Below are 26,674 nucleotides of genomic sequence, written 5' to 3'. Positions count from 1 at the left end.
GACTCACTCGACGATCTCGGCCTTCTCGATGATCACGTCTTCGCTCGGCACGTCCTGGTGGCCGGCGCGCATGGTGGTGGCCACGCCCTTGATCTTGTTGACCACGTCCATGCCGTCCACTACCTGGCCGAACACGCAGTAGCCCCAGCCCTGCACGGTCGGCGCGCTGTGGTTGAGGAAGTCGTTGTCGGCGACGTTGATGAAGAACTGCGCGCTGGCCGAGTGCGGCTCCATGGTGCGGGCCATGGCCACGGTGCCGACCTTGTTGCCGACGCCGTTGTTGGCCTCGTTCTTGATCGGGGCGCGGGTGCTCTTCTGCTTCATGCCCGGTTCGAAACCGCCGCCCTGGATCATGAAGTTGTTGATCACGCGGTGGAAGATGGTGTTGTCGTAATGACCGCTCTTCACGTACTCCTTGAAGTTGGCCACGGTCTCCGGGGCCTTGTCTTCGAAGAGTTCCAGGGTGATGACGCCATGGTTGGTGTGCAGCTTGATCATGAGGGGATTCCACTCTGTCGGGAAAATCGAAGGCCTGTCAGGGGGTTGACAGCTTCGGCTATGATAAGCGCTTTGGTTTGGCCGGCCTACCCTGGCCGAACGTCAGTAACGATCAAGGACACCATGAGCAAGCCCACCGCCGATTCGAAAGAAGCCACTGTCGCCGCCAACTTCCTGCGCCCCATCGTCCAGGCAGACCTGGACAGCGGCAAGCACCAGAAGATCGTCACCCGCTTCCCGCCGGAGCCCAACGGTTACCTGCACATCGGCCACGCCAAGTCGATCTGCCTGAACTTCGGCCTGGCCCGTGACTTCGGCGGCGACTGCCACCTGCGCTTCGACGACACCAACCCGGCGAAGGAAGACCAGGAATACATCGACGCCATCGAGGCCGACGTGAAGTGGCTGGGCTTCCAGTGGGCCGGCCCGGTGCGCTTCGCCTCCGACTATTTCGACCAGTTGCATGCCTGGGCGGTGGACCTGATCAAGGCCGGCAAGGCCTTCGTCTGCGACCTCAATGCCGAAGAGATGCGCCAATACCGCGGCAGCCTGACCGAGCCGGGCAGGAACAGCCCGTTCCGCGAGCGCTCGGTGGAGGAGAACCTCGACCTGTTCGCGCGCATGAAGGCCGGCGAGTTCGCCGACGGCGCCAAGTCGCTGCGGGCGAAGATCGACATGGCTTCGCCGAACATCAACCTGCGCGACCCGATTCTCTACCGCATCCGCCACGCCCACCACCACCAGACCGGCGACAAGTGGTGCATCTACCCCAGCTACGACTTCACCCACGGGCAGTCGGACGCCATCGAGGGCATCACCCACTCCATCTGCACCCTGGAGTTCGAGGACCATCGCCCGCTGTACGAGTGGTTCCTGGCCAACCTGCCGGTGCCGGCGCAGCCGCGCCAGTACGAATTCGCCCGGCTGAACCTGAACTACACCATCACCAGCAAGCGCAAGCTCAAGCAACTGGTCGACGAAGGCCACGTGAGCGGCTGGGATGACCCGCGCATGTCGACCCTCTCCGGCTATCGCCGCCGCGGCTACACCCCGGCCTCGATCCGCAACTTCTGCGACATGATCGGCGTGAACCGCGCCGGTGGCGTGGTCGACATCGGCATGCTGGAATTCGCCATCCGCGACGACCTGGACGCCAACGCCGCGCGCGCCATGTGCGTGCTCAAGCCGCTGAAGGTGGTCATCACCAACTACCCCGAAGGCCAGGTCGAGAACCTCGAACTGCCGCGCCATCCGAAGCAGGACATGGGCGTGCGCGTGCTGCCGTTCAGCCGCGAGATCTACATCGACGCCGGCGACTTCGAGGAAGTCCCGCCGGCCGGCTACAAGCGCCTGATCCCCGGGGGCGAAGTGCGCCTGCGCGGCAGCTACGTGATCCGCGCCGACGAAGCCATCAAGGACGCCGCCGGCAACATCGTCGAACTGCGCTGCAGCTACGACGAGAACACCCTGGGCAAGAACCCGGAAGGCCGCAAGGTCAAGGGCGTGATCCACTGGGTGCCGGCCGCCGAGAGCGTGGAGTGCGAAGTGCGCTTGTACGACCGGCTGTTCCGCTCGGCCAACCCGGAGAAGGCCGAGGAAAGCGGCAGCTTCCTCGACAACATCAACCCCGACTCCCTGGTGGTGCTCAAGGGTTGCCGCGCCGAGCCGTCGCTGGCCAGCGCCGGCGCCGAGGAGCGCTTCCAGTTCGAGCGCGAAGGCTACTTCTGCGCCGACAGCAAGGATTCCAAGGCCGGCGCCCTGGTCTTCAACCGCACCGTGACCCTGCGCGATTCCTGGGGGCAGTAAATGGCGCTTTCCGTCTACAACACCCTGAGCAAGGTCAAGGAGCCGTTCCAGCCGCTGGTCGGCAACCAGGTGCGCATGTACGTGTGCGGGATGACCGTGTACGACTTCTGCCACATCGGCCACGCCCGCGTCATGGTCGCCTTCGACGTCATCGCCCGCTGGCTGCGCCAGCGCGGCTATGAGCTGACCTACGTGCGCAACATTACCGACATCGACGACAAGATCATCCGTCGCGCCCAGGAGAACGGCGAGCCCTTCGACGCCCTGACCGAACGCATGATCGCCGCGATGCACGAGGACGAGGCGCGCCTGTCGGTGCTGCGCCCGGACATCGAGCCGCGCGCCACCGGCCACATCGCCGGCATGCACGCGATGATCCAGACGCTGATCGACAAGGGCTTCGCCTACGCCCCGGGCAACGGCGACGTCTACTACCGCGTCGGCAAGTTCGTCGGCTACGGCAAGCTGTCGCGCAAGAAGATCGAAGACCTGCGCATCGGCGCGCGCATCGAGGTCGACGAATCCAAGGAAGACCCGCTGGACTTCGTCCTGTGGAAGGCGGCCAAGCCCGGCGAGCCGAGCTGGGAATCGCCCTGGGGCGCCGGGCGCCCGGGCTGGCACATCGAGTGCTCGGTGATGTCCACCTGCTGCCTGGGCGAGACCTTCGACATCCACGGCGGCGGCCCTGACCTGGTGTTCCCGCACCACGAGAACGAGATCGCCCAGAGCGAGGCGGCCACCGGCAAGCCCTACGCGGCCACCTGGATGCACGCCGGTGCGGTGCGCGTGGACGGCGAGAAGATGTCCAAGTCCCTGGGCAACTTCTTCACCATCCGCGAGGTGCTGGAGAAGTACCACCCCGAGGTGGTGCGCTTCCTGCTGGTGTCCAGCCACTACCGCAGCCCGATCAACTACTCCGAGGACAACCTCAAGGAAGCCAAGGGCGCGCTGGAACGCTTCTACACCGCGCTGCGTGGCCTGCCCGAGGTCGAGGCGGCCGGTGGCGAAGCCTTCGCCGAGCGTTTCGCGGAGGCCATGGACGATGACTTCAATACCCCGGAAGCCGTTGCCGTGCTGTTCGAGATGGCCCGCGAAGTGAACCGTCTGCGCGAGGCCGGCCTGCAGGCCGCAGCGACCCTGGCGGCGAAGCTTCGCGAACTGGCTGGCCTGCTGGGCGTGCTGCAGCTGGAGCCGGATGCCTTCCTTCAGGCCGGCGCCGCCGGCAAGGTCGACGCCGCCCAGGTGGAAGCGCTGATCCAGGCCCGCCTGGAAGCCCGCGCGGCGAAGAACTGGGCCGAGTCGGACCGCATCCGTGACGAGCTGACGGCCATGGGCGTGGTTCTGGAAGACGGCAAGGGTGGCACCACCTGGCGTTTGGCCGAGTGATCCACCGCTGAAAGGAAAGAAGGCCGCTGATGCGGCCTTTTTTCTGCCTCGCCGGTCGCACCAAAGTGCTCTTCGTAGGAGCGAGCTTGCTCGCGAATGAGCCCCGCTGCGGAGTCTGTTCGCGAGCAAGCTCGCTCCTACGAAAAGCCGGGCCCACCTGCAACGTAGGAGCGGACCTTGTCCGCGATGGCCGGACGTCCCAGCGCGCTATCCCCTGTAGGAGCGCGCCCTGCGCGCGAATCGCAGGCAGGGCCTGCTCCTACAGGTTGCCGGGAGGCAATGGTTTCGCCATGAAAAAAAGGCCGCGGATGCGGCCTTTTCCCGTCGGGGCAGGGCTGCCGGTCAGACGTGCAGCTCTTCCGCAGCGTACAGGGTGTTCTCCAGCAGGCAAGCGCGGGTCATCGGGCCTACGCCGCCCGGCACCGGAGTGATCCAACTGGCGCGCTCGGCCGCCACTTCATATTCCACGTCGCCCACCAGCCGGCCGTCGGCCTGGCGGTTGATGCCCACGTCGATGACGATGGCGCCTTCCTTGATCCACTCGCCCTTGACCAGGCCCGGCTTGCCGGCAGCCACCACCACCAGGTCGGCGCGGCGCACGTGGTCGGCCAGGTCGCGGGTGAAGCGGTGGGTGACGGTCACGGTGCAGCCGGCCAGCAGCAGCTCCAGGGCCATGGGGCGGCCGACGATGTTGGAGGCGCCCACCACCACCGCGTCCATGCCGTACAGGTCGGCGCCGGTGCTTTGCAGCAGGGTCATGATGCCTTTCGGGGTGCACGGGCGCAGCAGCGGGATGCGCTGGGCCAGGCGGCCGACGTTGAACGGGTGGAAGCCGTCCACGTCCTTGTCCGGGTTGATGCGCTCCAGCAGCTGCGAGGCGTCGAGGTGGGCGGGCAGGGGCAGCTGGACCAGGATGCCGTCGATCGCCGGGTCGGCGTTGAGGCGGTCGATCAAGCCCAGCAGTTCTTCCTGGGTGGTGCTTTCCGGCAGGTCGTAGGCCTGGGACAGGAAGCCCACTTCCTCGCAGTCCTTGCGCTTGTGCGCGACGTAGACTTGGGAAGCCGGATCGCTGCCGACCAGGATCACTGCCAGGCCGGGAATGCGCAGCCCCTGCTGGCGGCGCTCGGCGACGCGTTGGGCTATCTGCTGGCGGAGGCTGGCGGCGATCGCTTTGCCGTCGATCAGTTTTGCGGTCATGTCGGAGGAGCAACCATAGAGACGGGGAAAAAAGGACGCGCATTTTCGCACGCTGCTTTCATAAGGCAAAGGCGCGTCGTCCCCGATTTGCCGTAACCCCTTTATCTCTTTGAAATTTTTTTAAAAAAACCGTTGACGAGGGTAGGGCTCGTCGCTAACATGCGCCCCGCTTGCCGAGCACAGCCTGAAGCAAGAAAGCCAAGGCAGTGCAAACCGGTTCAGTGGTTTCCACTGATCTGCTTAGCAAGGGTTGCAGCCACTAAAGCGCCCGTAGCTCAGCTGGATAGAGCATCCGCCTTCTAAGCGGATGGTCGCAGGTTCGAGTCCTGCCGGGTGCGCCATACTGGCGTTCGGTGAAGCATGTAATATGGTGGGCGTAGCTCAGTTGGTAGAGCACAGGATTGTGGCTCCTGGTGTCGTGGGTTCGATTCCCATCGTCCACCCCATATTCCGAAGCGCCAGGCCCCGAGCCTGGCGTTTTCGTTTCTGCGGTTCCCTGCGGACGTGGTGAAATTGGTAGACACGCCGGATTTAGGTTCCGGTGGCGCAAGCTGTGAGAGTTCGAGTCTCTCCGTCCGCACCATTCTTTTCCAGAAGCTCTCGCAGCCCGAGTATTTCCGCCGCTTTCAGCCTGGGTGACTTCTGCATTTCTTGTGACTAGAATGCTTGCCCTTGATTCTGGGAGCCGGAAGGACCGGCTTACGTCTGTGCCACGAGGAATATCCATGCAAGTTTCCGTTGAAAGCACCTCCGCTCTTGAGCGCCGCATGACCGTTGGCGTGCCGGCCGAGCGCATCGAGACCGAAGTCAACAAGCGTCTGCAGCAGACCGCTCGTCGCGCCAAGGTTCCCGGCTTCCGTCCCGGCAAGGTGCCGATGAGCGTGATCCGCCAGCGCTACGAAGCCGCCGCTCGTCAGGAAGCCCTCGGTGACCTGATCCAGGAAACCTTCTACGAAGCCGTGGTCGAGCAGAAGCTGAACCCGGCTGGCGCTCCGTCCGTCGAGCCGAAAGTGTTCGAGAAGGAGAAGGGCCTGGAATACGTGGCCACCTTCGAAGTCTTCCCGGAATTCCAGGTTGCCGGCTTCGACGGCATCGAGGTCGAGCGCCTGCAGGCCGACGTGGCCGACGCCGACGTCGACAACATGCTGGAAATCCTGCGCAAGCAGAACACCCGCTTCGAGGCCGTCGAGCGCGCCGCGCAGAACGACGACCAGCTGAACATCGACTTCGTCGGCAAGATCGACGGCGAAGCCTTCGCCGGCGGTTCGGCCAAGGGCACCCTGCTGGTGCTGGGCTCCGGCCGCATGATCCCGGGCTTCGAAGAAGGCCTGGTCGGCGCCAAGGCCGGTGAAGAGCGCGTGCTCAACCTGAGCTTCCCCGAGGACTACCAGAACCTCGACCTGGCCGGCAAGGCCGCCGAGTTCACCGTCACCGTGAACACTGTCAGCGAGCCCAAGCTGCCGGAACTGAACGAAGAGTTCTTCGCCCTGTTCGGCATCAAGGAAAGCACCCTGGAAGGCTTCCGCGCCGAAGTGCGCAAGAACATGGAGCGCGAGCTGCGCCAGGCCATCAAGTCCAAGGTGAAGAACCAGGTGATGGAAGGCCTGGTGGGCGCCAACCCGATCGAAGTGCCCAAGGCCCTGATCGGCAACGAAGTGAACCGTCTGCGCGTGCAGGCCGTCCAGCAGTTCGGCGGCAACATCAAGCCCGAGCAACTGCCGGCCGAGCTGTTCGAAGAGCAGGCCAAGCGCCGCGTGGTCCTGGGCCTGATCGTCGCCGAGCTGGTCAAGCAGCACGAGCTGAAGGCCGACGAAGCCCGCGTTCGCGAGATGATCGAAGAGATGGCCTCGGCCTACCAGGAGCCCGAGCAAGTGGTCGCCTGGTACTACAAGAACGACCAGCAGTTGAACGAAGTGCGCTCGGTTGTACTGGAAGAACAAGTTGTAGATACTGTCCTGCAGAAGGCCAAAGTGACCGATAAGCAGGTATCCTACGAAGACGCGGTCAAGCCTGCTGAAGCTCCTGTAGCGGCCTGATCCAACCCTTCGTTCGATCGTCATAAGCCAGCCCTCGGGCTGGCTTATGTCTTTGAGACATATCTATTTCATTAGGGAGTGATCGTCGGACATGCCGAATACCTTCATGCCGCAAGTTCCGAACATCCAGGCCGCCGGTGGCCTGGTGCCGATGGTGGTGGAGCAGTCCGCCCGCGGTGAGCGTTCCTACGACATCTATTCGCGCCTGCTGAAGGAGCGGATCATCTTCCTGGTCGGCCAGGTCGAGGACTACATGGCCAACCTGGTGGTGGCCCAGCTGCTGTTCCTCGAAGCCGAGAACCCGGACAAGGACATCCACCTGTACATCAACTCGCCGGGCGGTTCGGTGACTGCCGGCATGTCGATCTACGACACCATGCAGTTCATCAAGCCGGACGTGTCGACCATCTGCGTCGGCCAGGCCTGCAGCATGGGCGCACTGCTCCTGGCGGGCGGCGCCGCCGGCAAGCGCTACTGCCTGCCGCACTCGCGGATGATGATCCACCAGCCGCTGGGCGGCTTCCAGGGCCAGGCCTCGGACATCGAGATCCACGCCAAGGAAATCCTCTTCATCAAGGAGCGCCTGAACCAGGTGCTGGCGCACCACACCGGCCAGCCGCTGGACGTCATCGCCCGCGACACCGACCGCGACCGCTTCATGAGCGGCGAGGAAGCGGTGCAATATGGTCTGATCGATCAGGTTTACACTCAGCGCCCCTCGGCCGCCTGAGTCTTTCCGCTCGAACACGGCCGGGCGACCGGCCGTTTCGCGGGCTTGAAAATGCCCGCATTTGCCTTCATCTTGTGTTTCAAGCCTATCCGACTGGAACGATCTAATGACTGACACCCGCAACGGCGAGGACAACGGCAAGCTGCTGTATTGCTCCTTCTGCGGCAAGAGCCAGCACGAAGTGCGCAAGTTGATTGCCGGCCCCTCGGTCTTTATCTGCGACGAGTGCGTCGACCTGTGCAACGACATCATCCGCGAGGAGGTGCAGGAAGCACAGGCGGAGAGTAGCGCGCACAAGCTTCCGGCGCCGAAAGAGATCCGTTCCATCCTCGATCAGTACGTGATCGGTCAGGAACGTGCCAAGAAAACCCTGGCGGTAGCGGTCTACAACCACTACAAGCGCCTGAATCAGCGCGACCGCAAGGACGATGTCGAGCTGGGCAAGAGCAACATCCTGCTGATCGGGCCGACCGGCTCGGGCAAGACGCTGCTCGCCGAGACCCTCGCGCGCCTGCTGAACGTGCCTTTCACCATCGCCGACGCCACCACCCTGACCGAAGCCGGCTACGTGGGCGAGGACGTCGAGAACATCATCCAGAAGCTGCTGCAGAAGTGCGACTACGACGTAGAGAAGGCCCAGATGGGCATCGTCTACATCGACGAGATCGACAAGATCTCGCGCAAGTCGGACAACCCGTCCATCACCCGTGACGTGTCCGGCGAAGGTGTGCAGCAGGCCCTGCTGAAGCTGATCGAAGGCACCGTCGCCTCGGTTCCGCCCCAGGGCGGCCGCAAGCACCCGCAGCAGGAGTTCCTGCAGGTCGATACCCGCAACATCCTGTTCATCTGCGGTGGCGCGTTCGCCGGCCTGGAAAAGGTCATCCAGAACCGTTCCACCAAGGGCGGCATCGGCTTCAGCGCCGAAGTGCGCAGCCAGGAGATGGGCAAGAAGGTCGGCGAGGCCCTGCGCGAAGTTGAGCCCGAAGACCTGGTCAAGTTCGGCCTGATCCCGGAATTCGTCGGCCGTCTGCCGATCATCGCCACCCTCGACGAGCTCGACGAGGCGGCGCTGATGCAGATCCTCACCGAGCCGAAGAACGCCCTCACCAAGCAGTACGCCCGGCTGTTCGAGATGGAAGGCGTGGACCTGGAGTTCCGCCCGGACGCCCTCAAGGCCGTCGCCCGCAGGGCCCTGGAGCGCAAGACCGGCGCCCGCGGCCTGCGCTCGATCCTCGAAGGCATCCTGCTCGACACCATGTACGAAATCCCCTCGCAGACCGAGGTCAGCAAGGTGGTCATCGACGAGAGCGTCATCGACGGCTCGTCCCAGCCACTGCTGATCTACGAGAACAGCGAGCAGCCTGCCAAGGCTGCGCCTGAGGCATAAAGAAAAGGGGGCCTTCGGGCCCCCTTTTTCCTTCCCGTCTACCGCGCTTGTTTTTTCCCTGGCCTAACCCCATCTTAGGCCCAAGGGTCTAACCCCATCTTTTTTGGCCAAGTGCCGCTGTAGAGCCGAATATCATGAAAACACTCGTCGAGTTGCCCCTGCTTCCCCTGCGTGACGTAGTGGTCTATCCGCACATGGTCATCCCCCTGTTCGTGGGGCGCGAGAAATCCATCGAGGCCCTGGAGGCCGCGATGACCAGCGACAAGCAGATCCTCCTGCTGGCGCAGAAGAACCCCGCCGACGACGACCCGGGCGAAGACGGCCTGTACCGCATGGGCACCGTGGCCACCGTGCTGCAACTGCTGAAGCTGCCCGACGGCACCGTGAAGGTCCTGGTGGAGGGCGAGCAGCGTGGCCATGTCGAGCGTTTCATCGACGAAGACGCCCATTGCCGCGCCGAAGTCTCGATCATCGACGAGGCGCCGGTCGGCGAGCGCGAGTCCGAGGTCTTCATCCGCAGCCTGCTGAGCCAGTTCGAGCAGTACGTGCAACTGGGCAAGAAGGTGCCGGCGGAAGTGCTGTCGTCGCTGAACAGCATCGACGAGCCGGGCCGCCTAGTCGACACCATGGCCGCGCACATGGCCCTGAAGATCGAGCAGAAGCAGGAAATCCTCGAAATCACCGAGCTGGCCGCCCGCGTCGAGCACGTGCTGGCCATGCTGGATGCCGAGATCGACCTGCTGCAGGTCGAGAAGCGCATCCGCGGCCGCGTGAAGAAGCAGATGGAGCGCAGCCAGCGCGAGTACTACCTGAACGAACAGATGAAGGCCATCCAGAAGGAGCTGGGCGACATCGACGAGGGCCACAACGAGGTCGAGGAGCTGAAGAAGCGCATCGACGCCGCCGGCCTGACCAAGGAGGCGCTGACCAAGGCCAATGCCGAGCTGAACAAGCTCAAGCAGATGTCGCCGATGTCCGCCGAGGCCACCGTGGTGCGCTCGTACATCGACTGGCTGGTGAACGTGCCGTGGAAGGCCGAGAGCAAGGTGCGCCACGACCTGGACAAGGCCGAGGACATCCTCGACACCGACCACTACGGTCTGGAAGAGGTCAAGGAACGCATCCTCGAATACCTCGCCGTGCAGAAGCGTGTGAAGAAGGTCAAGGGCCCGGTGCTCTGCCTGGTCGGCCCGCCCGGCGTGGGCAAGACCTCGCTGGCCGAGTCCATCGCCCGCGCCACCAACCGCAAGTTCGTGCGCATGGCCCTGGGCGGCGTGCGTGACGAGGCCGAGATCCGCGGCCACCGCCGTACCTACATCGGCTCCATGCCCGGCCGCCTGATCCAGAAGATGACCAAGGTGGGCGTGCGCAACCCGCTGTTCCTGCTCGACGAGATCGACAAGATGGGCAGCGACATGCGCGGCGACCCGGCCTCGGCGCTGCTGGAGGTACTGGACCCGGAGCAGAACCACAACTTCAACGACCACTACCTGGAAGTCGACTACGACCTCTCGGACGTGATGTTCCTCTGCACCGCCAACTCCATGAACATCCCGGCCCCGCTGCTGGACCGCATGGAAGTCATCCGCCTGCCGGGCTACACCGAGGACGAGAAGGTCAACATCGCCTCGAAATATCTTGTACCGAAGCAGACTGCGGCCAATGGTCTCAAGAAGGGCGAGCTGACCTTCGACGAAGCGGCCATCCGCGACATCATCCGCTACTACACCCGCGAGGCGGGCGTGCGCAGCCTGGAGCGGCAGATCGCCAAGGTCTGCCGCAAGGCGGTGAAGGAGGGGGCCAGGGCCAAGCGCATCGAGGCCAAGGTCACCACCGAGACCCTGGAGAACTACCTGGGCGTGCGCAAGTTCCGCTATGGCCTTGCCGAGCAGCAGGACCAGATCGGCCAGGTCACCGGGCTGGCCTGGACCCAGGTGGGCGGCGAACTACTGACCATCGAGTCGGCCATCGTCCCCGGCAAGGGCGCGCTGACCAAGACCGGTTCGCTGGGCGACGTGATGGCGGAGTCCATTACCGCTGCGCTGACCGTCGTTCGTAGTCGTGCGAAAAGTCTGGGAATTCCGGCGGACTTCCACGAAAAACACGATATCCATATCCACGTTCCGGAAGGCGCCACGCCCAAGGACGGCCCCAGCGCCGGCATCGGCATGTGCACCGCGCTGGTCTCGGCGATCACCCAGATCCCGGTGCGCGCGGACGTCGCCATGACCGGCGAGATCACCCTGCGCGGCCAGGTGCTGGCCATCGGCGGGCTCAAGGAAAAACTTCTGGCGGCCCACCGCGGGGGAATCAAAACCGTGATCATCCCCGAAGAAAATGTCCGTGATCTCAAGGAAATTCCGGATAACATTAAGGCAGATCTCGTTATTAAACCGGTTAAATGGATTGACGAGGTCCTGCAAATTGCGCTGCAATACACGCCGGAGCCCTTGCCCGATGCGGCTCCCGAGATGGTTGCAAAGGATGAAAAACGCGAGTCTGATTCCAAGGAGCGAATCAGCACGCATTAGCCGGGGGGCTTTCTTGACACTGTTTTTGGGCCCTTGTTATAAAGCGGCACTTGCTTTGTCAGTTGGCAAACCAGCACCTGCTTTTGCTTACACCTAACACATAGAAACATACTCAACAGAAATAAGGGGACTTAGAGTGAACAAGTCGGAACTGATCGATGCAATTGCCGCATCTGCTGATATCCCGAAAGCTGTTGCCGGTCGCGCTCTGGACGCGGTAATCGAGTCCGTCACTGGCGCCCTGAAGGCGGGTGACTCCGTCGTACTGGTTGGCTTCGGCACCTTCGCTGTCAAAGAGCGTGCTGCCCGCACCGGTCGCAACCCGCAAACCGGCAAGCCGATCAAGATCGCTGCCGCTAAGATCCCGGGCTTCAAAGCCGGTAAAGCCCTGAAGGATGCTGTCAACTAAGCGTCTTTCTGGACTTGACCTGTCCGGTCCGACCTAGCGTCGGATCGGCCGCGGAGCGGCGCTCGGGATGGGTTACCATCCCGCATCGCCGGGGGTCGCGGGCCTAGCCCGCTAGCTCCGCCAGTTGCGAGAAGGCGCATCCTCGGATGCGCCTTTCTCATATCCGCATCTTAAATACCCACGCCTCGCCGACACTGACGGCAGGTGCGTGGCCGCTTTTGGGGGCCGCATGCTGCAAAACATCAGGGACAATTCCCAGGGCTGGATCGCCAAGACCATCATCGGTGTCATCGTCGTGCTGATGGCGCTGACCGGTTTCGATGCCATCATCCGGGCTACCCATCATGAGAATGTCGCTGCCAAGGTCAATGGCGATGACATCAGCATCCCCGAGCTGCAGCAGGCTCAGGAAATGCAGCGCCGCCAGCTGCAGCAGCGCCTGGGCAAGGACTTCGACGCCTCGACCCTGGACGACAAGCTGCTCAAGGACGCCGCACTCAAGGGCCTGATCGAGCGCAAGCTGCTGCTCCAGGCCGCACAGAACGACAAGTTCGCCTTCACCCAGCAGCAGGTCGACCAACTGATCCTGCAGACTCCCGAATTCCTGGTCGACGGCAAGTTCAACGCCGACAAGTTCGACCAGGCGCTGCGCCAGAACGGCTACACCCGCATGCAGTTCCGCCAGATGCTCGAGCAGGAAATGCTCATCGGCCAACTGCGCGCCGGCATCGCCGGCTCCGGCTTCGTCACCGACAACGAGCTGCAGGCCTTCGCCCGCCTGGAGAAGCAGACCCGCGACTTCGCCACCCTGACTTTCAAGGCCGATCCGGCCAAGGCCAAGGTCGAGGACGCCGACATCAAGGCCTACTACGACGCCCACAAGGCCGAGTTCATGAGCCCGGACCAGGTGGTGATCGACTACATCGAGCTGAAGAAGTCGTCCTTCTTCAACCAGGTCGTCGCCAAGGACGAGGACCTGCAGGCCCAGTACCAGAAGGAAATCGCCGGTCTCTCCGAGCAGCGCGACGCCGCGCACATTCTCGTCGAGGTCAACGCCAAGCAGACCGATGCACAGGCCAAGGCCAAGATCGAAGAGATCAAGGCGCGCCTGGCCAAGGGCGAGGACTTCGCCAAGCTGGCCAAGGAGGAATCCAACGACGTCGGCTCCGCCAACAACGGCGGTGACCTGGGCTATGCCGGCCGTGGCGTCTACGATCCGGCCTTCGAGGACGCGCTCTACGGCCTGAAGGCCAAGGGCGATGTGTCGGAGCCGGTGCGTACCCAGTACGGCTGGCACCTGATCAAGCTGATGGGCGTGCAGGCGCCGGAAGTCCCGAGCTTCGCCAGCCTGAAGCCGAAGCTGGAACAGGACCTGAAGAGCCAACTGGTGGAGCAGCGCTTCGTCGACGCCACCAAGCAGCTGGAAAGCTCCGCCTACGAAGCCTCCGACCTGGCCCAACCGGCCCAGGAACTGGGCCTGAAGGTCGAGACCAGCAAGCCCTTCGGCCGCGAGGGCGGCGAGGGCGTCGCCGCCAACCGCCAGGTCGTCCAGGCTGCCTTCAGCACCGAGGTGCTGGAGGATGGCGCCAACAGTGGCGCCATCGAGCTGGATCCGGACACCGTGGTGGTGCTGCGCGTCAAGGAGCACCACAAGCCGCAGCAGCAGACCCTGGAGGAAGTGACCGCTTCCATCCGCGAAGTGCTGCAGCACCAGCATGCCGCCGATGCCGCCAAGGCACAGGGCGAAGCCCTGCTGGCAGGCCTGCGCGACGGCAAGACGCCGCTGGCCCAGGCCCAGAGCGGCCAGACCTGGAAAGTGGTGGAAGCCGCTTCCCGTGGCCAGGACGGCGTCGATCCGCAGCTGCTCCAGGAAGTGTTCCGCATGGCGCGCCCGGCCAAGGCCGAGCAACCGACCTTCGCCGGCGTGACCCTGGGCAATGGCGACTACGTGCTGATCCGCCTGAACGGCGTCAGCGAGCCGAGCGCCACCCTGAGCGACCAGGAGAAGGCCATGTATCGCCAGTTCCTCGCCTCGCGCAGCGGCCAGGAAGACTTCGCCGCCTTCCGTCGTCAACTGAGCGACAAGGCCGAGGTCGAGAAGTACTGATCCATCGGCTGTGAGAAAAGGCGGAGCAGGGTGACCTGCTCCGCCTTTTTTGTATCCGCCGCATACCGATGCCATCCCCATGTAGGAGCGCGCCCTGCGCCCTCGCCAAGATTGCTCTTCGTAGGATCGAGGGGGACGCCTAGTTCTTGCTCGCGAATGAGCCCCGCAGCGGAGTCTGTTCGCGAGCACGCTCGCTCCTACGAGAAGCCGTGCTCGTCTGCAACGGAGCGGACCTTGTCCGCGATAGCCAGAACCCCCCGGCGCGATTCGCGGATGAGATCCGCTCCTACGCTGCCCCACCCATGTCATTCCAATGTAGGAGCGCGCCCTGCGCGCGAATCGCGGGCAGGGCCCGCTCCTACAGGGTGCCTTGAAGCCCGGCATTCCCACCCGTAAGTCGATCAGCGGATAACGCCGCAGGTGTTATGCGCCCCACGGGGCCGCTACGTAGGATGGGTTGAGCGAAGCGATACCCACCGCCATAGCCGCATGGACTGCCCCATCCTTCCCGCCGTGGCGAGACTCAACCGAAGCGGTAGATATCCATCCCGAGCGCGCCCAGGGTGAAGCCAGCGTGCTCGATGTGCATGGCGGGGCCGCCGGCGCCGCGGGCGAAGTACAGCGGCAGCAGGTGTTCGTCGCTGGGGTGGTTTCGCGTTGCCGACGGCGCCTGCTGGCGATAGTCGAAAAGCGCGGCTTCGTCGTTGCTCGCCAGCTTCTCGACGATCCAGTCGCGGAAGGCCCGGGCCCAGGGTTCGACCACCTCGGGGCCGGCGTGCCAGTCCAGTTCGCCGAGGTTGTGGGTGATGCTGCCCGAGCCGATCAGCAGGATGCCTTCCTCGCGCAACTGGCGCAGGGCCTTGCCGACGTGGTCCTGCAGGCGCGGGCCGAGGCGGCTGGGCAGCGACAGCTGCAGCACCGGGATGTCCGCGGCCGGGTACATCAGGCTCAGCGGCACCCAGGCGCCGTGGTCCAGTGGCCGCTCGACGTCCAGGCTGGCCGGGATGTTCTGGCTGGCCAGCAGTTCGACGACGCGTTGGGCCAGCTCCGGGGCGCCGGGCGCGGGGTACTGGACCTCGTAGAGGGCGCGGGGGAAACCATAGAAGTCGTGCCAGGTCTCCGGCTGGGGATTGGCGGTGACGCGCAGGTCCGGCGTTTCCCAGTGCGCCGATACCACCAGGATCGCCTTCGGTCGGGGCAGTTCGCTGGCCAGGCGCTTGAGTGGCGCCGCACTGGCACCGGGTTCCAGCGCCAGCATGGGGGAGCCGTGGGATATGAACAGGGTAGGGAGCATGAAACACCTCCAGGGAATGGCGTTATGTTCCCGCTGGGATAAATCGAAATCCAGTATAGGTTTTCGACCATAACTATCCGTTAATTCGATTCCGCTAGGCTGTGTCCGAGCCGACGGTCGGGTGGAACCTGGATGGCCACTGGCCGCTCCAACCCATGACTGTTCTGGGTGGTGGCGGTTGCCGAGGTGTTTTTGCCGGCTGCGTCGCAAAGCCAACTATTCTCGGAAAAGAGCCACAGCAAGTTGCGGCCTGCGTCTCTTTGGCGGAGGAGCGGGGGCGAGGATACTGCGCGCCCCGCAGTGCAGTCGTCGTTTCCAGCGTTCGAGGTTCCATCCATGCAAGCCTTCAGGCAAGAGCTGATCCTTCGGGAAGGCGATCGTTTCGTGCTCGCCGACGGTACCGAACTCATCGTCCGCCGCATCCGTGCGGGGCGGGTGAGCCTGGGGGTGGTCGAGCAGCGCGAGCAGGCCGAACGCCATGGCTGGCTGCACTGGCCGCTGCGGCCGGCGTTGCTGCGCGGTCGCTAGCGGCAGACGCCCGGCTGGGCGATCATGGGCATCCGGCGGAGCCGCTCCGCCGATTCCGTGCAGGCAATCCGGCCTGCACCGCAGCAGGAATGGAGCCCATGCACGAAGACTTCTGGCAGGCGCGCTGGTCGCGCAACGAAATCGGTTTCCACCTCGCCGAGGTCAACCCCTACCTCGTTCGTCACTGGCCGGCGCTGGCCTTGCCGAGGGGCGCGCGCGTGCTGGTGCCGCTGTGCGGCAAGTCGCGTGACCTGGTCTGGCTGGCGGAGCAGGGCTACCGGGTTCTGGGGGTGGAGCTGGCCGAGCGTGCGGTTAAGGATTTCTTCGCCGAACAGGGCTGGCAGTCCGAAGTGGAGCAGCGGGGCGCGCTGCGCTGTTACCGGCATGGCGCCGTGGAAATCCTCCAGGGCGACTTCTTCGACCTGACGGCCGAGCACCTGGCCGATTGCCAGGCGCTCTACGACCGGGCTGCGCTCATTGCTTTGCCGCCGGACATGCGCGAGGACTACGCGCGGCACCTGTCCGCCATCCTGCCGCGGCCGCTGGATGGCCTGCTGGTCACCCTGGAATACTCTCAGGAGCAGATGTCCGGGCCGCCGTTCGCGGTGCTGGCGGATGAAGTGAGGGAGCGCTTCGCGCAGTGGCAGGTCGTGGAGCTGGAGCGCCTGGACGTGTTGGGCGAGAACTGGAAGTTCCTCGACCGCGGGGTGCAGCGCCTGGAAGAAGTGGTGTTCCGGTTGCACCGGGACTGAAAGAAGAAGGGCGGCCCTGGGGCCGCCCTTGTTTCATCAGCGCGCGTTGCGCAGCGCCTCGATGCGTTCTTCCAACGGCGGGTGGCTCATGAACAGGCCGGCGAGGCCGTGCTTGAGGCCGCCGTTGATGCCGAAGGCGGTCAGGCTGTCGGGCATGTGCACCGGCACGCCCTGCTCGGCGCGCAGGCGCTGCAGCGCGGCGATCATCGCATTGCTGCCGGCCAGGTGGGCGCCGGCGGCGTCGGCGCGGAACTCGCGGCGGCGCGAGAACCACATGACGATGATGCTGGCGAGGATGCCCAGCACCAGTTCCGCGACTATGGTCGCGATGTAGTAGGCCGGGCCGCGGCCTTCCTCGGTCTTGAACACCGCCTTGTCGACGAAGTTGCCGAAGATGCGCGCGAAGAACATGACGAAGGTGTTCACCACGCCCTGGATCAGCGCCAGGGTGACCATGTCGCCATTGGCCACGTGGCCGATCTCGTGGGCGAGCACCGCGCGCACTTCATCCGGCGAGAAGCGCTCGAGCAGGCCCTGGCTGACGGCCACCAGGGCGTCGTTGCGGTTCCAGCCGGTGGCGAAGGCGTTGGCCTCGTAGGCCGGGAAGATCCCCACCTCGGGCATCTTGATGCCGGCTTCGCGCGAGAGCTGCTCGACGGTCTGCAGCAGCCACTGCTCGTGGCGGGTGCGCGGCTGGCTGATGATTTCCGTGCCGGTGGTGGTCTTGGCCATCCACTTGGACAGGAACAGCGAGATGATCGAGCCGGCGAAGCCGAAGACGGCACAGTAGACCAGCAGCGCTTGCAGGTTGAGGTCGACGCCGTTGGCGGCCATGACCCCGTTGAAGCCGAGCAGGCTCAGGGTGATGCTGGCGACGAGCACGACCGCCAGGTTGGTGGCCAGGAACAGCAGGATGCGCATCATGGGTAAGACTTCTCCTCGCGACTTGGGCGCACGGCGCGCAGGGGCGCGCCGGTGCCCCGGGCGTGCGCGCTCCGGGGCCGGGCTGGATTATGCGGGGTATATACGGTCGGCCCCTAGGCGATTCAACGTGGGGACTATTTCAAACTATGTCTCTTTTTCCACGCCAGCACATTCGAAGAGTAGCCGGGCCAGGCGCGAGATGCGTTCGCTGTGCGCATCGGCCAGCGCGTCGCGCAGTTGCTGCGCGAGGGTGGCCTGCTGGCGCCGCACGCTGGCGGGCAGTTGCGCGTCGTCGGCGCCGTGGGGCAGGGCGCGGCTCAGGCGCAGGAAGCCTTTTTCGCTGAGCACGGCCTGGTCCAGGGCTTCGTGGCGGATGCAACTGTCGTAGCGCAGGTAGCCTTCCTCGGCCAGCCACAGCAGCGCGCCCAGGCAGGCCTGGTGACGCTTGCTGGGCAGGCCGAACTCGTCATGCTCCTCGCGGCCGATGAGGTCTTCCACGTACAGGGCGATCTTGCGCGGGAAGGCCTGGTAGAGCAGGAGCATCCCGGCGGCGGCGTCCTTGTAGAAGTCGTCGATCTGCATGTCCATGGTTACTGACGATAGCTGCCGAGGAAGTTGCCGATGCGCCCGATGGCCTGCTCCAGGTCGTCGACGCGGGGCAGGGTGACCACGCGGAAGTGGTCCGGCCACGGCCAGTTGAAGGCGGTGCCCTGGACGATCAGCAGCTTCTCCGAAAGCAGCAGGTCGAGGACGAACTTCTCGTCGTTGTGGATCGGGCAGACCTTGGGGTCGATGCGCGGGAAGGCGTAGAGCGCGCCCATGGGCTTGACGCAGCTGACCCCGGGGATGTCGTTGAGCAGCTCCCAGGCGCGGTTGCGCTGTTCCAGCAGGCGGCCGCCGGGCAGCACCAGGTCGTTGATGCTCTGGTAGCCGCCCAGGGCGGTCTGGATGGCGTGCTGGCTGGGCACGTTGGCGCACAGGCGCATGTTGGCCAGGATGTCCAGGCCCTCGATGTAGCTCTGCGCCTTGTGCTTGGGCCCGGAGATGGCGATCCAGCCGGAGCGGAAGCCGGCCACCCGGTACGCCTTGGACAGGCCGTTGAAGGTCAGGCAGAGCACGTCCGGCGCCAGGGAGGCGGTGGAGATGTGCACGGCCTCGTCGTAGAGGATCTTGTCGTAGATCTCGTCGGAGAAGATCACCAGGTTGTGCTGGCGCGCCAGTTCGACGATGTCCAGCAGCACTTCCTTCGAGTAGACCGCGCCGGTGGGGTTGTTCGGGTTGATCAGCACCAGCGCCTTGGTGTTGCTGGTGATCTTGGCCTTCATGTCGGCGATGTCCGGGAACCAGTTGGACTGTTCGTCGCACAGGTAATGCACCGGCTTGCCGCCAGCCAGCGATACCGAGGCGGTCCACAGCGGGTAGTCGGGTGCCGGGATCAGCACTTCGTCGCCGTTGTTGAGCAGCGCCTGCAGGGCCATGACGATCAGCTCGGAAACGCCGTTGCCCAGGTAGATGTCCTCGATGCCGACGCCTTCCACCTGCTTCTGCTGGTAGTACTGCATCACTGCCTTGCGCGCGCTGAACAGGCCCTTGGAGTCGCTGTAGCCCTGGGCCGTGGGCAGGTTGCGGATGACGTCCTGGAGGATTTCGTCAGGGGCTTCGAAACCGAACGGCGCCGGGTTGCCGATGTTCAGCTTGAGGATGCGATGGCCTTCCTCTTCCAGGCGTTTGGCGTGCTTGAGCACCGGCCCGCGGATGTCGTAGCAGACGTTGGCGAGCTTGTTCGATTTGCTGACCTGCATGATGTGGCGTTCCCGAAATGAAGGTTCCCGCGCTCCGGCCCTGGCTTGGCAGGCTGTAACGCGGGTGACAGACTGGCGTCTATACGAGGTGCGGAATGTCGCGCGTCCTGGCGGTGAAACTGAAAAAACGCCTGGTTGACGGAGAAACGAACGAAAAAAAGCCCATAAAAAGGCTTTTTTATCGTCGATGATCCCTTGTGCGGCAGATTCTGCATCCAACGATGACGTCACGCATCATACGTGCGGCCCGTTTCCCGCGAAAGGGCGCGGACGGGCTTTTTTCAAGCTTGCGAGGTACAGCGATGGAAAAGATCGAGAAGCCCCTGGAAAGCTGGCGCGAGGAGCTCGACGAACAGCAGTTCCACATCTGCCGCCTGGGCGGCACCGAGCGCGCCTTCACCGGCGAGTACTACGCGACCAAGACCCCCGGCATCTATCACTGCGTGTGCTGCGGCGCGGCGCTGTTCGACTCGGACGCCAAGTACGATTCCGGCAGCGGCTGGCCGAGCTACTTCCAGCCGGTGTCGAAGCAGGCCATCGCCGAGCTGGAAGACTTCAGCCACGGCATGCACCGCATCGAGGTGCGCTGCGCGGCTTGCGAAGCCCACCTGGGCCACGTGTTCCCCGACGGGCCGCGGCCGACCGGGCTGCGCTACTGCATCAACTCGGCGTCGCTGAAGCTGGTGCCGCGCGACGGGGCCTGAGTGACGCGAGGCCCGCCGGTCGCTGGCGGGCCTTTTTTCGATGGAAATAAATTGTGTGCAATTTAATTGCGAGCTATCTTGATCGCTCCCACTTTCCTGGAGTCGGTTCCATGAGCGACGCATTGCTGGATATCCCCTGCACGACCATCAAGGGCGAGCAGAAGACCCTGGCCGATTTCGGCGGCAAGGCCCTGCTGGTGGTGAACACCGCCAGCCAGTGTGGCTTCACCCCGCAGTACAAGGGCCTGGAGGCGCTGTGGGAGAAGTACCGCGACAAGGGCCTGGTGGTGCTGGGCTTCCCCTGCAACCAGTTCGGCAAGCAGGAGCCGGGCGACGAAGGCGAGATCTCGCAGTTCTGCGAGCTGAACTTCGGCGTCAGCTTCCCGCTGTTCAAGAAGATCGACGTCAACGGCGCCGGCGCCCACCCGCTCTACGTGCAGTTGAAGAAGCGCGCGCCGGGCGTGCTGGGCAGCCAGGGCATCAAGTGGAACTTCACCAAGTTCCTGGTCAGCCGCGACGGCAGCCAGGTCAAGCGCTTCGCCCCGCTGACCAAGCCGGAGGAACTCGCCGCCGAGATCGAAGCGCTGCTGCGATGAGCCGCCGGGAACCGGAACAGGCGCTGCTGCTGGACAACCAGCTGTGCTTCCGCCTGTACGCCGCCTCGCGGGCGATCATCCGCGGCTACCGGCCGATGCTCGACGCGCTTGGCCTGACCTACCCGCAGTACCTGGTGATGCTGGTGCTGTGGGAATGGCAGGACAAGCCGCCCGCGCAGCCGACCGTGAAGGCCCTGGGCGAGCGCCTGATGCTCGATTCCGGCACCCTGACGCCGCTGCTCAAGCGCCTGGAGCAGCTCGGCCTGGTGCAGCGCCGGCGGGCGCGGCAGGACGAGCGCGAGGTGCACCTGGGCCTGAGCGGGGAGGGCATCGCCTTGCGCGAGAAGGTGGCGCCGCTGCGCGAGGCGCTGCTGTGTGCCAGCGGCCTGGACCTCAATGCGATGGATGAGCTGCGCGGACGCCTGGACGACCTGCTCGGGCAACTGCTGGCGCTGGAGCCGTAAGGCGCCGCCGGCCTCAGGCATCCAGCCGGGGCTGCGCCCAGCGCTCCAGCATCGCCGCCATCTCGTCGCGGTGGAAGGGCTTGGCCAGGTAGTCGTCCATGCCGGCCAGGCGGCAGCGCTCGCGCTCGTCGGGCAAGGCGTTGGCGGTCAGGGCGATCACCGGCAGATCCTTCCAGCGCGGCGCCTGGCGAATCCGGCGGGTCGCCTCGTAGCCGTCCATCACCGGCATGTTGCAGTCCATCAGCACGAGCTCGAAGTCTTCCTCGGCCAGGGCATCCAGGGCCTCCTGGCCATCCGCGGCGACCCTCACCCGGCAGCCGAGCTTCTGCAGCAGGCCCCTGGCCACCAGTTGGTTGACCGGGTTGTCTTCCACCAGCAGCACGCGCGCGGCGAACTGCTCCGGGGCCTCGCCCGGCAACTGACGCTGGGCCGGTGTGGCCGGGCGGCGGAGGGCCTGCTGCAGGGCCTGGTGCAGGGTGGCGCGGCTGAGCGGGCGGGCCAGCTGGCGCAGGGGCGCCAACTGCTGCGCCAGTTCGGCTTCGACGAAGCTGCCGTAGGCGGTGACCAGCAGCACCGGGCGGTCCTTGAGATGTTGGCGCAGGCCGACCAGGCAGTCCGGGCAGTCGGACAGCAACACGTCCAGCTCCACGCCCAGCAGGCTGGCGTCGGTGTCCAGGCGCCGGTAGTCCAGGCCCCAGCGCGGCAGCCAGGTCTGCAGCAGTTCGGCCAGGCCGCTGCCGGCCGGGCACTGCGCCACCACCTTGCCGCTCAACGGCTCCAGCGTTTGCGCGGGGCCCAGGGCGTGTAGCGGCAGGGTCGCGGCGAACTCGCTGCCCAGGCCCGGTTGCGAGCTGACGCTCAGTTCGCCTTGCATGGCCTCGCACAGCTTGCGCGTCAGAGCCAGGCCCAGGCCGGTGCCGCCGAACTGGCGGGTGATGCCGGCGTCGGCCTGGGTGAAGGGCTGGAAGATGCGCTGCAGGGCGTCGGCGGCGATGCCGATGCCGGTGTCGCGGACGCTGATGCGCACGCCGTCCTCCCAGGGTTCGACGCGCAGGTCGACGCGGCCCAGGCGGGTGAACTTGAGGGCGTTGGACAGCAGGTTGCTGACGATCTGCCGCACCCGCGTCGGGTCGCCTTCCAGCTGTGCAGGCAAGTCGGGGCTGACCAGGCAGGTCAGCTCCACCGCCGGGGCGGCGTTCTGTGACAGCAGGCTGGCGGTGTCCTCCACCAGGGTGGCGAGGTCGAAGGGGATTTTCTCCAGCTCCAGTTGGCCGGACTCGAACTTGGACAGGTCGAGCACGTCGTTGAGCAGGTCCACCAGCACCTTGCCCGAGTCGTGGGCGATGGACAGCTGCTGGCGCTGTTCCGGGCTCAGCGGGCCGTCCAGGGCCAGGCCGAGCATGCCCAGCAGGCCGTTGAGCGGGGTGCGGATCTCGTGGCTCATGTTGGCCAGGAAGGTGGCGCGGGCCTGGGCCATGTCCAGGGCGTTGAGGCGGGCGCGCTCCAGTTGCTGGTTGGACTGCGTCAGGCGGGCGTTGGCCGCCTTCAGCTCGGCGGTGCGCGCCGCCACTATGTTCTCCAACTCGGCCAGGTAGCGGGTCAGGCGGTCCTCGGCCTCGCGGCGCTGTTCCATCTCCACGGCGATGTGGCTGAGCTGGCGGTTGGTCACCTCCACCAGCACGCCGATCTCGTCGCGCTCGTGGCCGCTGGGGCAGGGCAGGCGCAGGCGTGTGGGCGAGCGTGGGTCGTGGCGGGCGAGCACTTCGATCAGGCTCACCAGTGGCTTGGTCAGCAGGCCGTAGAACAGCACCAGGAGGATCAGCGACAGCAGCAGGCTGCGGACGAAGCCGGAGATCAGCGTCATGCCGGCGCGGCGCAGGAAGTCGTTGCCGAAGACGAAGGTGTCGATCTCCAGGCGCAGCACGCCGAGGGATTCCTTGGGTTGGTGCTCTATATACAGCGGCTCCTCGTAGACGCGCATGTGCCCGAAGAGGAAGTCGCTGAGCGGGCGCAGGCGGCTTTCCGCCGGCGGCCGGCCGGCGCTGGCCAGGGCCACGTCGGCGCTGTCGATGATTTCCGCGCGAATCACCGCCGGCGAGCGCAGCAGGCCCACCACCAGTTCCTGGGCCAGTTCGGCGTCGATGTTGTAGGCGATGCGCGCCGCCGGGTTGTGGCTGACGTCCAGCAGGGCGCGTACTTCGCGGTTGATGGAGGCGTCCTGGCTGGCATAATCGACGCCCACCTGGATGAGGCTGAGCAGGGTGCCGAGGATGAAGGCGACCAGCACCGTCAGGCTGGCCTGCTTGAACGAGAGGCGATGGGTGAGCGCAATATCCATGAGGTGCGGTACTTCGCCTCGAGAATGCTTTCCAGGCGCGTAGCATAGCCCAAGCCGGCAGGCTGTCGGCAGAGGCGATGCCATCCATGTGACATGACCGAACCTCAGCCTCCGTACGCTGAAGATCCCTGGGAGAAAGCCGTGGATTCCCGTCTGAATGATTTCCTGGCCCGCGCCGAAAGCGTGCTGGCCCGGCTGGAGCCGTTGCTCCCGGCGCTGCGCGAGCCCATCGACTGGCAGCGCTGCCTGGCCGCCCGCTGGCACCGCGATGGCCGCAGCGGCTACCTGCAGGCGCTGCAGGTGAGCCTCGACCTGCGCCTGGACGACCTGCTCGGCGTCGACAAGCAGCGCGAACAACTGGCCCGCAACACCCGCCAGTTCGTCGCCGGCAGGCCGGCCAACCACGCCTTGCTGTGGGGCGCTCGCGGCACCGGCAAGTCCTCGCTGGTGCGCGCGCTGCTGGCCGAGCTGGCCGGCGACGGCCTGCGCCTGATCGAGATCGAGCGCGACCACCTGGCCGACCTGCCGCGGGTGGTGGAGCAGTTGCACGGCCTGCCGCAGCGCTTCGTGCTGTTCTGCGACGACCTCTCGTTCGACGCCGGCGAGGGCGACTACCGGGTGCTCAAGAGCGTGCTCGACGGCTCGCTGGAGCAGGCTCCGGACAACGTCCTGCTGTACGCCACCTCGAACCGCCGCCACCTGGTCTCGGAGAAGCAGAGCGACAACGAGAACTGGAAGATGGTCGACGGCGAGCTGCACCCCAGCGAGGCGGTGGAGGACAAGATTGCCCTGTCCGACCGTTTCGGCCTGTGGCTGTCGTTCTACCCCTTCACCCAGGAGCACTTCCTGGACGTGGTGCGGCACTGGGTGGAAGTGCTGGCCGGCCGTTCGGGGCTGGCCTTCACCTGGGACGAGCCGTTGGAGAAGGAAGCCATCCGCTGGGCCCTCGGCCGCGGCAACCGCAACGGCCGCTGCGCCTATCAATTCGCCCGCCAGTGGGTGGGCCGTCAATTGCTCGAAGGAGAAGAACCATGATCGACCTGCAACAGACCGGCGCCGGGCTGGGTGGCTACGCGCTGCTGGCGGCGCAGGCCGAAGCGCTGTTCGCCGACGAGCGCGACTTCATCGCCAACGCCTCGCAGTTCGCCGCCTTGCTGTTCCACGAACTGGGCGACCTGAACTGGGCCGGTTTCTACCTGAACAAGGACGAGGAACTGGTGCTGGGCCCGTTCCAGGGCAAGGTGGCCTGCGTGCGTATTCCCTTCGCCAAGGGTGTGTGCGGCGCCGCGGCGCGCACCCGCCAGACGCAGCGGGTGGAAGACGTGCACGCCTTCCCCGGGCACATCGCCTGCGACAGTGCCTCCTACAGCGAGCTGGTGGTGCCGCTGGTCAAGGACGGCCGGCTGATCGGCGTGCTCGATCTGGACAGCCCGAGCATCGGCCGCTTCAGCGCCGAGGACCAGGCCGGCATCGAGCGCCTGGCCGAGATCTTCCTGCGCCTGACCGATTGCTGAGGCACGAATTGTAGGAGCGGGCCCTGCCCGCGAAATCGCGCGCAGGGCGCGCTCCTACAAGGGAATGGCGCGGGTGGGGCGGCGTAGGAGCGGATCTCATCCGCGAACCGCGCCGATACCTCCGGCTATCGCGGACAAGGTCCACTCCTACGGGGGATGTACGCCGTGCTCCGACCGACGGCGTCTTTCTATTCAGGCCGGCGCCTGGGCGATGCGTGTGCGAATCTTCTCGACGACCCGCTGTTCACCCTCGAGAACCGCTTGCAGGGCAGGGCGCTGCAGCATGCGCTGGAAGTGCGCGGCCAGACGCGGCCAGCGCCCGGCATCCAATACTTCCCCGCCGTGGCGCATGTTCACCAGTTGGCTGGCCACGGCGATGTCCGCCAGGCTGAAGCGGTCGTCGACGAAATACTCGGCTCCGCCCAGGCAGCCTTCCAGGTAGTCGAAGTGCGGCGGCAGTTTCTCCTGCAGCGCGGCCTCTACCGCCGCCTCGTCGCACGGCTTGCCCAGCAGCGGCTTGAGCAGGCGGTTGCGGAACACGGTGAAGGTGGCCAGGGGCGCCACTTCGTAGTCGGCGTATTTTTCCAGCCAGTTGATCCGCGCGCGGGCCAGGGCGTTGCCGCCGCACAGGGGCGTGGCCTGGGGATCGCGGTCGTCCAGGTAGTGGCAGATGACGCTGGAGTCGGCCAGGGTGACGTCGCCGTCGCGCAGGGCGGGGATGCGCCGCAGCGGGTTGAGGTCGGCGTACCAGTCCGGCTGGTTGAACGGGTCGACGTTCTCCAGTTGGTAGTCCAGGCCCTTCTCCGCCAGGCACAGGCGGGCCTTGCGGACGAAGGGGGATAGGGCGGCGCCGTAGAGGGTCAGGCTCATGCAGGTCTCCTCAGTCGTAGAGATTCTTCTTCTTCCAGATGTCGTCTTCGTCCAGCGCCTTCAGGCCTTCGGTCAGCTCGGTGTTCTCCTCGGCGGAGGGCTTGCTGCTTTCCAGGACCAGGGCGTTGGCGCGTTCGAGCTGTTGTTCCAGTTGCTTCAACTGGGCCTGGTAGCGGCCGAGGTCGGCCTGCTTCTGCAGGTACTGCACGCCGCGCTCGAAGGCCAGGCGGGCCTGGCGGGGCTGGTTCTGCTGCAGCGCCTGCTGGCCGATGTTGGTGAAGAACTCTATATGCAGCTGGGTGAGCAGGTGGCGGATTTCCTTCAGCCAGCGCTGGGCGTCGTTGCGCGGCAGCAGGCCATCCTGGGCGAAGCGGTTGATCTGGGCGTGCAGGCCCTCGAAAAGGAAGCGGACTTCCTTGGCCTTGGCTTCGGTGAGGATCAGTTGCGGGGCGTTGCGCACTTCCATGGCGCTGCCCTGGCCCACCAGGCGGTTGAGTTCGGCGACGCGCTCGGCGACCTGGGGCGTCTTCTCCAGCTTGAGCAGGCGCTCGCCCAGGCTGAGTTCGAAACGGCTGAGCAGCAGCTTGAGGTCCGCGGAGATGAACTGACCGGGCAGGCTCTCGGCGATGGCGCCGCAGCGGCGGAAGCGATCCTGCAGGTCGGCCTTCTCCCGGGCCTTCTCCAGCTTGCGGTTTTCCAACTGCTGGTTGATGAAGACGATGGCGATCAGAATGACGATGCCGGCGACGACCAGGGCGGTGATGACGAGTGGCGACACCTTGGAAACTCCCTGAAGGATTT

General features: G+C 65.3%; 24 protein-coding genes and 3 tRNA genes. 18 read left to right on the top strand and 9 right to left on the bottom strand.

Annotated features, from left to right (window positions below; genetic code table 11):
• Positions 1 to 3 precede the first annotated feature (3 nt).
• Complete coding sequence (locus M8R19_RS05475) at positions 4 to 498, bottom strand: peptidylprolyl isomerase (protein ID WP_009623469.1); 495 nt, start codon at positions 496 to 498, stop codon at positions 4 to 6.
• 123 nt (positions 499 to 621) lie between these two features.
• On the opposite strand from M8R19_RS05475, the gene M8R19_RS05470 reads away from it, so the two are divergent.
• Entirely contained in the window at positions 622 to 2,304 is a 1,683-nt protein-coding gene (locus M8R19_RS05470) for a glutamine--tRNA ligase/YqeY domain fusion protein (protein WP_249917250.1), read from the top strand.
• Positions 2,305 to 3,690 (top strand): cysteine--tRNA ligase, encoded by a 1,386-nt coding sequence (cysS, locus tag M8R19_RS05465; RefSeq protein ID WP_249917249.1) that lies wholly within the window; start codon positions 2,305 to 2,307, stop codon positions 3,688 to 3,690.
• Positions 3,691 to 4,032: 342 nt separating this feature from the next.
• Here the strand turns inward: cysS and folD are convergent, their stop codons facing one another.
• Entirely contained in the window at positions 4,033 to 4,887 is an 855-nt protein-coding gene (gene folD, locus M8R19_RS05460) for a bifunctional methylenetetrahydrofolate dehydrogenase/methenyltetrahydrofolate cyclohydrolase FolD (RefSeq protein ID WP_249917248.1), read from the bottom strand.
• A gap of 264 nt (positions 4,888 to 5,151) precedes the next feature.
• Between folD and M8R19_RS05455 the strand changes: the two genes are divergently transcribed.
• From M8R19_RS05455 to M8R19_RS05415, 9 genes are all read left to right on the top strand, one after another.
• Positions 5,152 to 5,228: transfer RNA gene (locus M8R19_RS05455), tRNA-Arg, on the top strand.
• A 29-nt stretch (positions 5,229 to 5,257) separates the two neighbouring features.
• A tRNA-His gene (locus tag M8R19_RS05450) sits at positions 5,258 to 5,333 on the top strand.
• 52 nt (positions 5,334 to 5,385) lie between these two features.
• A tRNA-Leu gene (locus M8R19_RS05445) sits at positions 5,386 to 5,470 on the top strand.
• Between the two features lie 142 nt (positions 5,471 to 5,612).
• Positions 5,613 to 6,923 carry a trigger factor gene (tig, locus tag M8R19_RS05440; RefSeq protein WP_116423664.1) on the top strand — a complete coding sequence of 437 codons (1,311 nt, stop codon included), beginning with the start codon at positions 5,613 to 5,615 and terminating at the stop codon, positions 6,921 to 6,923.
• Positions 6,924 to 7,014: 91 nt separating this feature from the next.
• On the top strand, positions 7,015 to 7,653 hold the full coding sequence (gene clpP / locus M8R19_RS05435) for an ATP-dependent Clp endopeptidase proteolytic subunit ClpP (protein ID WP_009623460.1): 639 nt from the start codon (positions 7,015 to 7,017) through the stop codon (positions 7,651 to 7,653).
• 106 nt (positions 7,654 to 7,759) lie between these two features.
• Complete coding sequence (gene clpX, locus M8R19_RS05430; protein ID WP_009623458.1) at positions 7,760 to 9,040, top strand: ATP-dependent Clp protease ATP-binding subunit ClpX; 1,281 nt, start codon at positions 7,760 to 7,762, stop codon at positions 9,038 to 9,040.
• A gap of 134 nt (positions 9,041 to 9,174) precedes the next feature.
• Entirely contained in the window at positions 9,175 to 11,571 is a 2,397-nt protein-coding gene (gene lon, locus M8R19_RS05425) for an endopeptidase La (protein ID WP_069866442.1), read from the top strand.
• A gap of 136 nt (positions 11,572 to 11,707) precedes the next feature.
• Complete coding sequence (gene hupB / locus M8R19_RS05420) at positions 11,708 to 11,980, top strand: nucleoid-associated protein HU-beta (protein ID WP_003087931.1); 273 nt, start codon at positions 11,708 to 11,710, stop codon at positions 11,978 to 11,980.
• 229 nt (positions 11,981 to 12,209) lie between these two features.
• Positions 12,210 to 14,087: a SurA N-terminal domain-containing protein gene (locus M8R19_RS05415; protein WP_074976905.1), complete on the top strand. Its 1,878-nt coding sequence runs from the start codon at positions 12,210 to 12,212 to the stop codon at positions 14,085 to 14,087.
• Between the two features lie 523 nt (positions 14,088 to 14,610).
• Here the strand turns inward: M8R19_RS05415 and M8R19_RS05410 are convergent.
• Positions 14,611 to 15,381 carry a DODA-type extradiol aromatic ring-opening family dioxygenase gene (locus tag M8R19_RS05410; RefSeq protein ID WP_249917247.1) on the bottom strand — a complete coding sequence of 257 codons (771 nt, stop codon included), beginning with the start codon at positions 15,379 to 15,381 and terminating at the stop codon, positions 14,611 to 14,613.
• Positions 15,382 to 15,717: 336 nt separating this feature from the next.
• Here M8R19_RS05410 and M8R19_RS05405 point away from each other — a divergent pair, with 336 nt between their 5' ends.
• Both M8R19_RS05405 and M8R19_RS05400 read left to right on the top strand, forming a co-directional pair.
• Positions 15,718 to 15,909, top strand: coding sequence for a hypothetical protein (locus M8R19_RS05405; protein ID WP_074976901.1), 192 nt, complete (start codon positions 15,718 to 15,720; stop codon positions 15,907 to 15,909).
• Between the two features lie 98 nt (positions 15,910 to 16,007).
• Positions 16,008 to 16,661 (top strand): thiopurine S-methyltransferase, encoded by a 654-nt coding sequence (locus M8R19_RS05400; RefSeq protein WP_249917246.1) that lies wholly within the window; start codon positions 16,008 to 16,010, stop codon positions 16,659 to 16,661.
• Positions 16,662 to 16,697: 36 nt separating this feature from the next.
• On the opposite strand, the gene htpX is transcribed toward M8R19_RS05400, so the two are convergent.
• The 3 genes from htpX to M8R19_RS05385 all read right to left on the bottom strand — a co-directional run bounded on the left by htpX (position 16,698) and on the right by M8R19_RS05385 (position 19,387).
• Positions 16,698 to 17,585 (bottom strand): protease HtpX, encoded by an 888-nt coding sequence (htpX, locus tag M8R19_RS05395; protein ID WP_009623413.1) that lies wholly within the window; start codon positions 17,583 to 17,585, stop codon positions 16,698 to 16,700.
• A gap of 144 nt (positions 17,586 to 17,729) precedes the next feature.
• Complete coding sequence (locus tag M8R19_RS05390) at positions 17,730 to 18,173, bottom strand: hypothetical protein (RefSeq protein WP_249917245.1); 444 nt, start codon at positions 18,171 to 18,173, stop codon at positions 17,730 to 17,732.
• A 2-nt stretch (positions 18,174 to 18,175) separates the two neighbouring features.
• Positions 18,176 to 19,387 (bottom strand): pyridoxal phosphate-dependent aminotransferase, encoded by a 1,212-nt coding sequence (locus M8R19_RS05385; RefSeq protein ID WP_009623409.1) that lies wholly within the window; start codon positions 19,385 to 19,387, stop codon positions 18,176 to 18,178.
• Positions 19,388 to 19,689: 302 nt separating this feature from the next.
• Here M8R19_RS05385 and msrB point away from each other — a divergent pair, with 302 nt between their 5' ends.
• The 3 genes from msrB (at position 19,690) to M8R19_RS05370 (ending at position 21,151) form a co-directional block, all read left to right on the top strand.
• Positions 19,690 to 20,091, top strand: a complete 402-nt coding sequence (msrB, locus tag M8R19_RS05380; protein ID WP_043267144.1) for a peptide-methionine (R)-S-oxide reductase MsrB — start codon at positions 19,690 to 19,692, stop codon at positions 20,089 to 20,091.
• A gap of 110 nt (positions 20,092 to 20,201) precedes the next feature.
• Entirely contained in the window at positions 20,202 to 20,687 is a 486-nt protein-coding gene (locus tag M8R19_RS05375) for a glutathione peroxidase (protein ID WP_074976895.1), read from the top strand.
• A complete protein-coding gene (locus M8R19_RS05370) occupies positions 20,684 to 21,151 on the top strand; it encodes a MarR family winged helix-turn-helix transcriptional regulator (RefSeq protein WP_043267141.1) in 468 nt (155 codons plus the stop codon). Before M8R19_RS05375 ends, M8R19_RS05370 begins: the two co-directional genes overlap by 4 nt.
• 13 nt (positions 21,152 to 21,164) lie before the next feature.
• Here the strand turns inward: M8R19_RS05370 and M8R19_RS05365 are convergent, their stop codons facing one another.
• Positions 21,165 to 23,489 carry a hybrid sensor histidine kinase/response regulator gene (locus M8R19_RS05365; protein WP_074976893.1) on the bottom strand — a complete coding sequence of 775 codons (2,325 nt, stop codon included), beginning with the start codon at positions 23,487 to 23,489 and terminating at the stop codon, positions 21,165 to 21,167.
• A 141-nt stretch (positions 23,490 to 23,630) separates the two neighbouring features.
• Between M8R19_RS05365 and M8R19_RS05360 the strand changes: the two genes are divergently transcribed.
• Together M8R19_RS05360 and msrC are read left to right on the top strand one after the other, a co-directional pair.
• Positions 23,631 to 24,524 carry an ATP-binding protein gene (locus M8R19_RS05360; protein ID WP_009623402.1) on the top strand — a complete coding sequence of 298 codons (894 nt, stop codon included), beginning with the start codon at positions 23,631 to 23,633 and terminating at the stop codon, positions 24,522 to 24,524.
• Positions 24,521 to 25,003, top strand: coding sequence for a free L-methionine (R)-S-oxide reductase MsrC (msrC, locus tag M8R19_RS05355; RefSeq protein WP_249917244.1), 483 nt, complete (start codon positions 24,521 to 24,523; stop codon positions 25,001 to 25,003). The genes M8R19_RS05360 and msrC overlap by 4 nt, the downstream gene beginning before the upstream one ends.
• A gap of 192 nt (positions 25,004 to 25,195) precedes the next feature.
• Here msrC and M8R19_RS05350 read toward each other — a convergent pair whose 3' ends face one another.
• On the bottom strand, positions 25,196 to 25,873 hold the full coding sequence (locus M8R19_RS05350) for a glutathione S-transferase family protein (protein ID WP_074976891.1): 678 nt from the start codon (positions 25,871 to 25,873) through the stop codon (positions 25,196 to 25,198).
• A gap of 10 nt (positions 25,874 to 25,883) precedes the next feature.
• Entirely contained in the window at positions 25,884 to 26,651 is a 768-nt protein-coding gene (locus M8R19_RS05345; protein ID WP_249917243.1) for a hypothetical protein, read from the bottom strand.
• Positions 26,652 to 26,674 lie beyond the last annotated feature (23 nt).

This window comes from Pseudomonas sp. R3.Fl, assembly GCF_023516765.1.
In the GTDB taxonomy this organism is placed as follows: Bacteria; Pseudomonadota; Gammaproteobacteria; order Pseudomonadales; family Pseudomonadaceae; genus Pseudomonas; species Pseudomonas citronellolis.
This window is presented reverse-complemented; position numbering and strand designations above follow the sequence as displayed.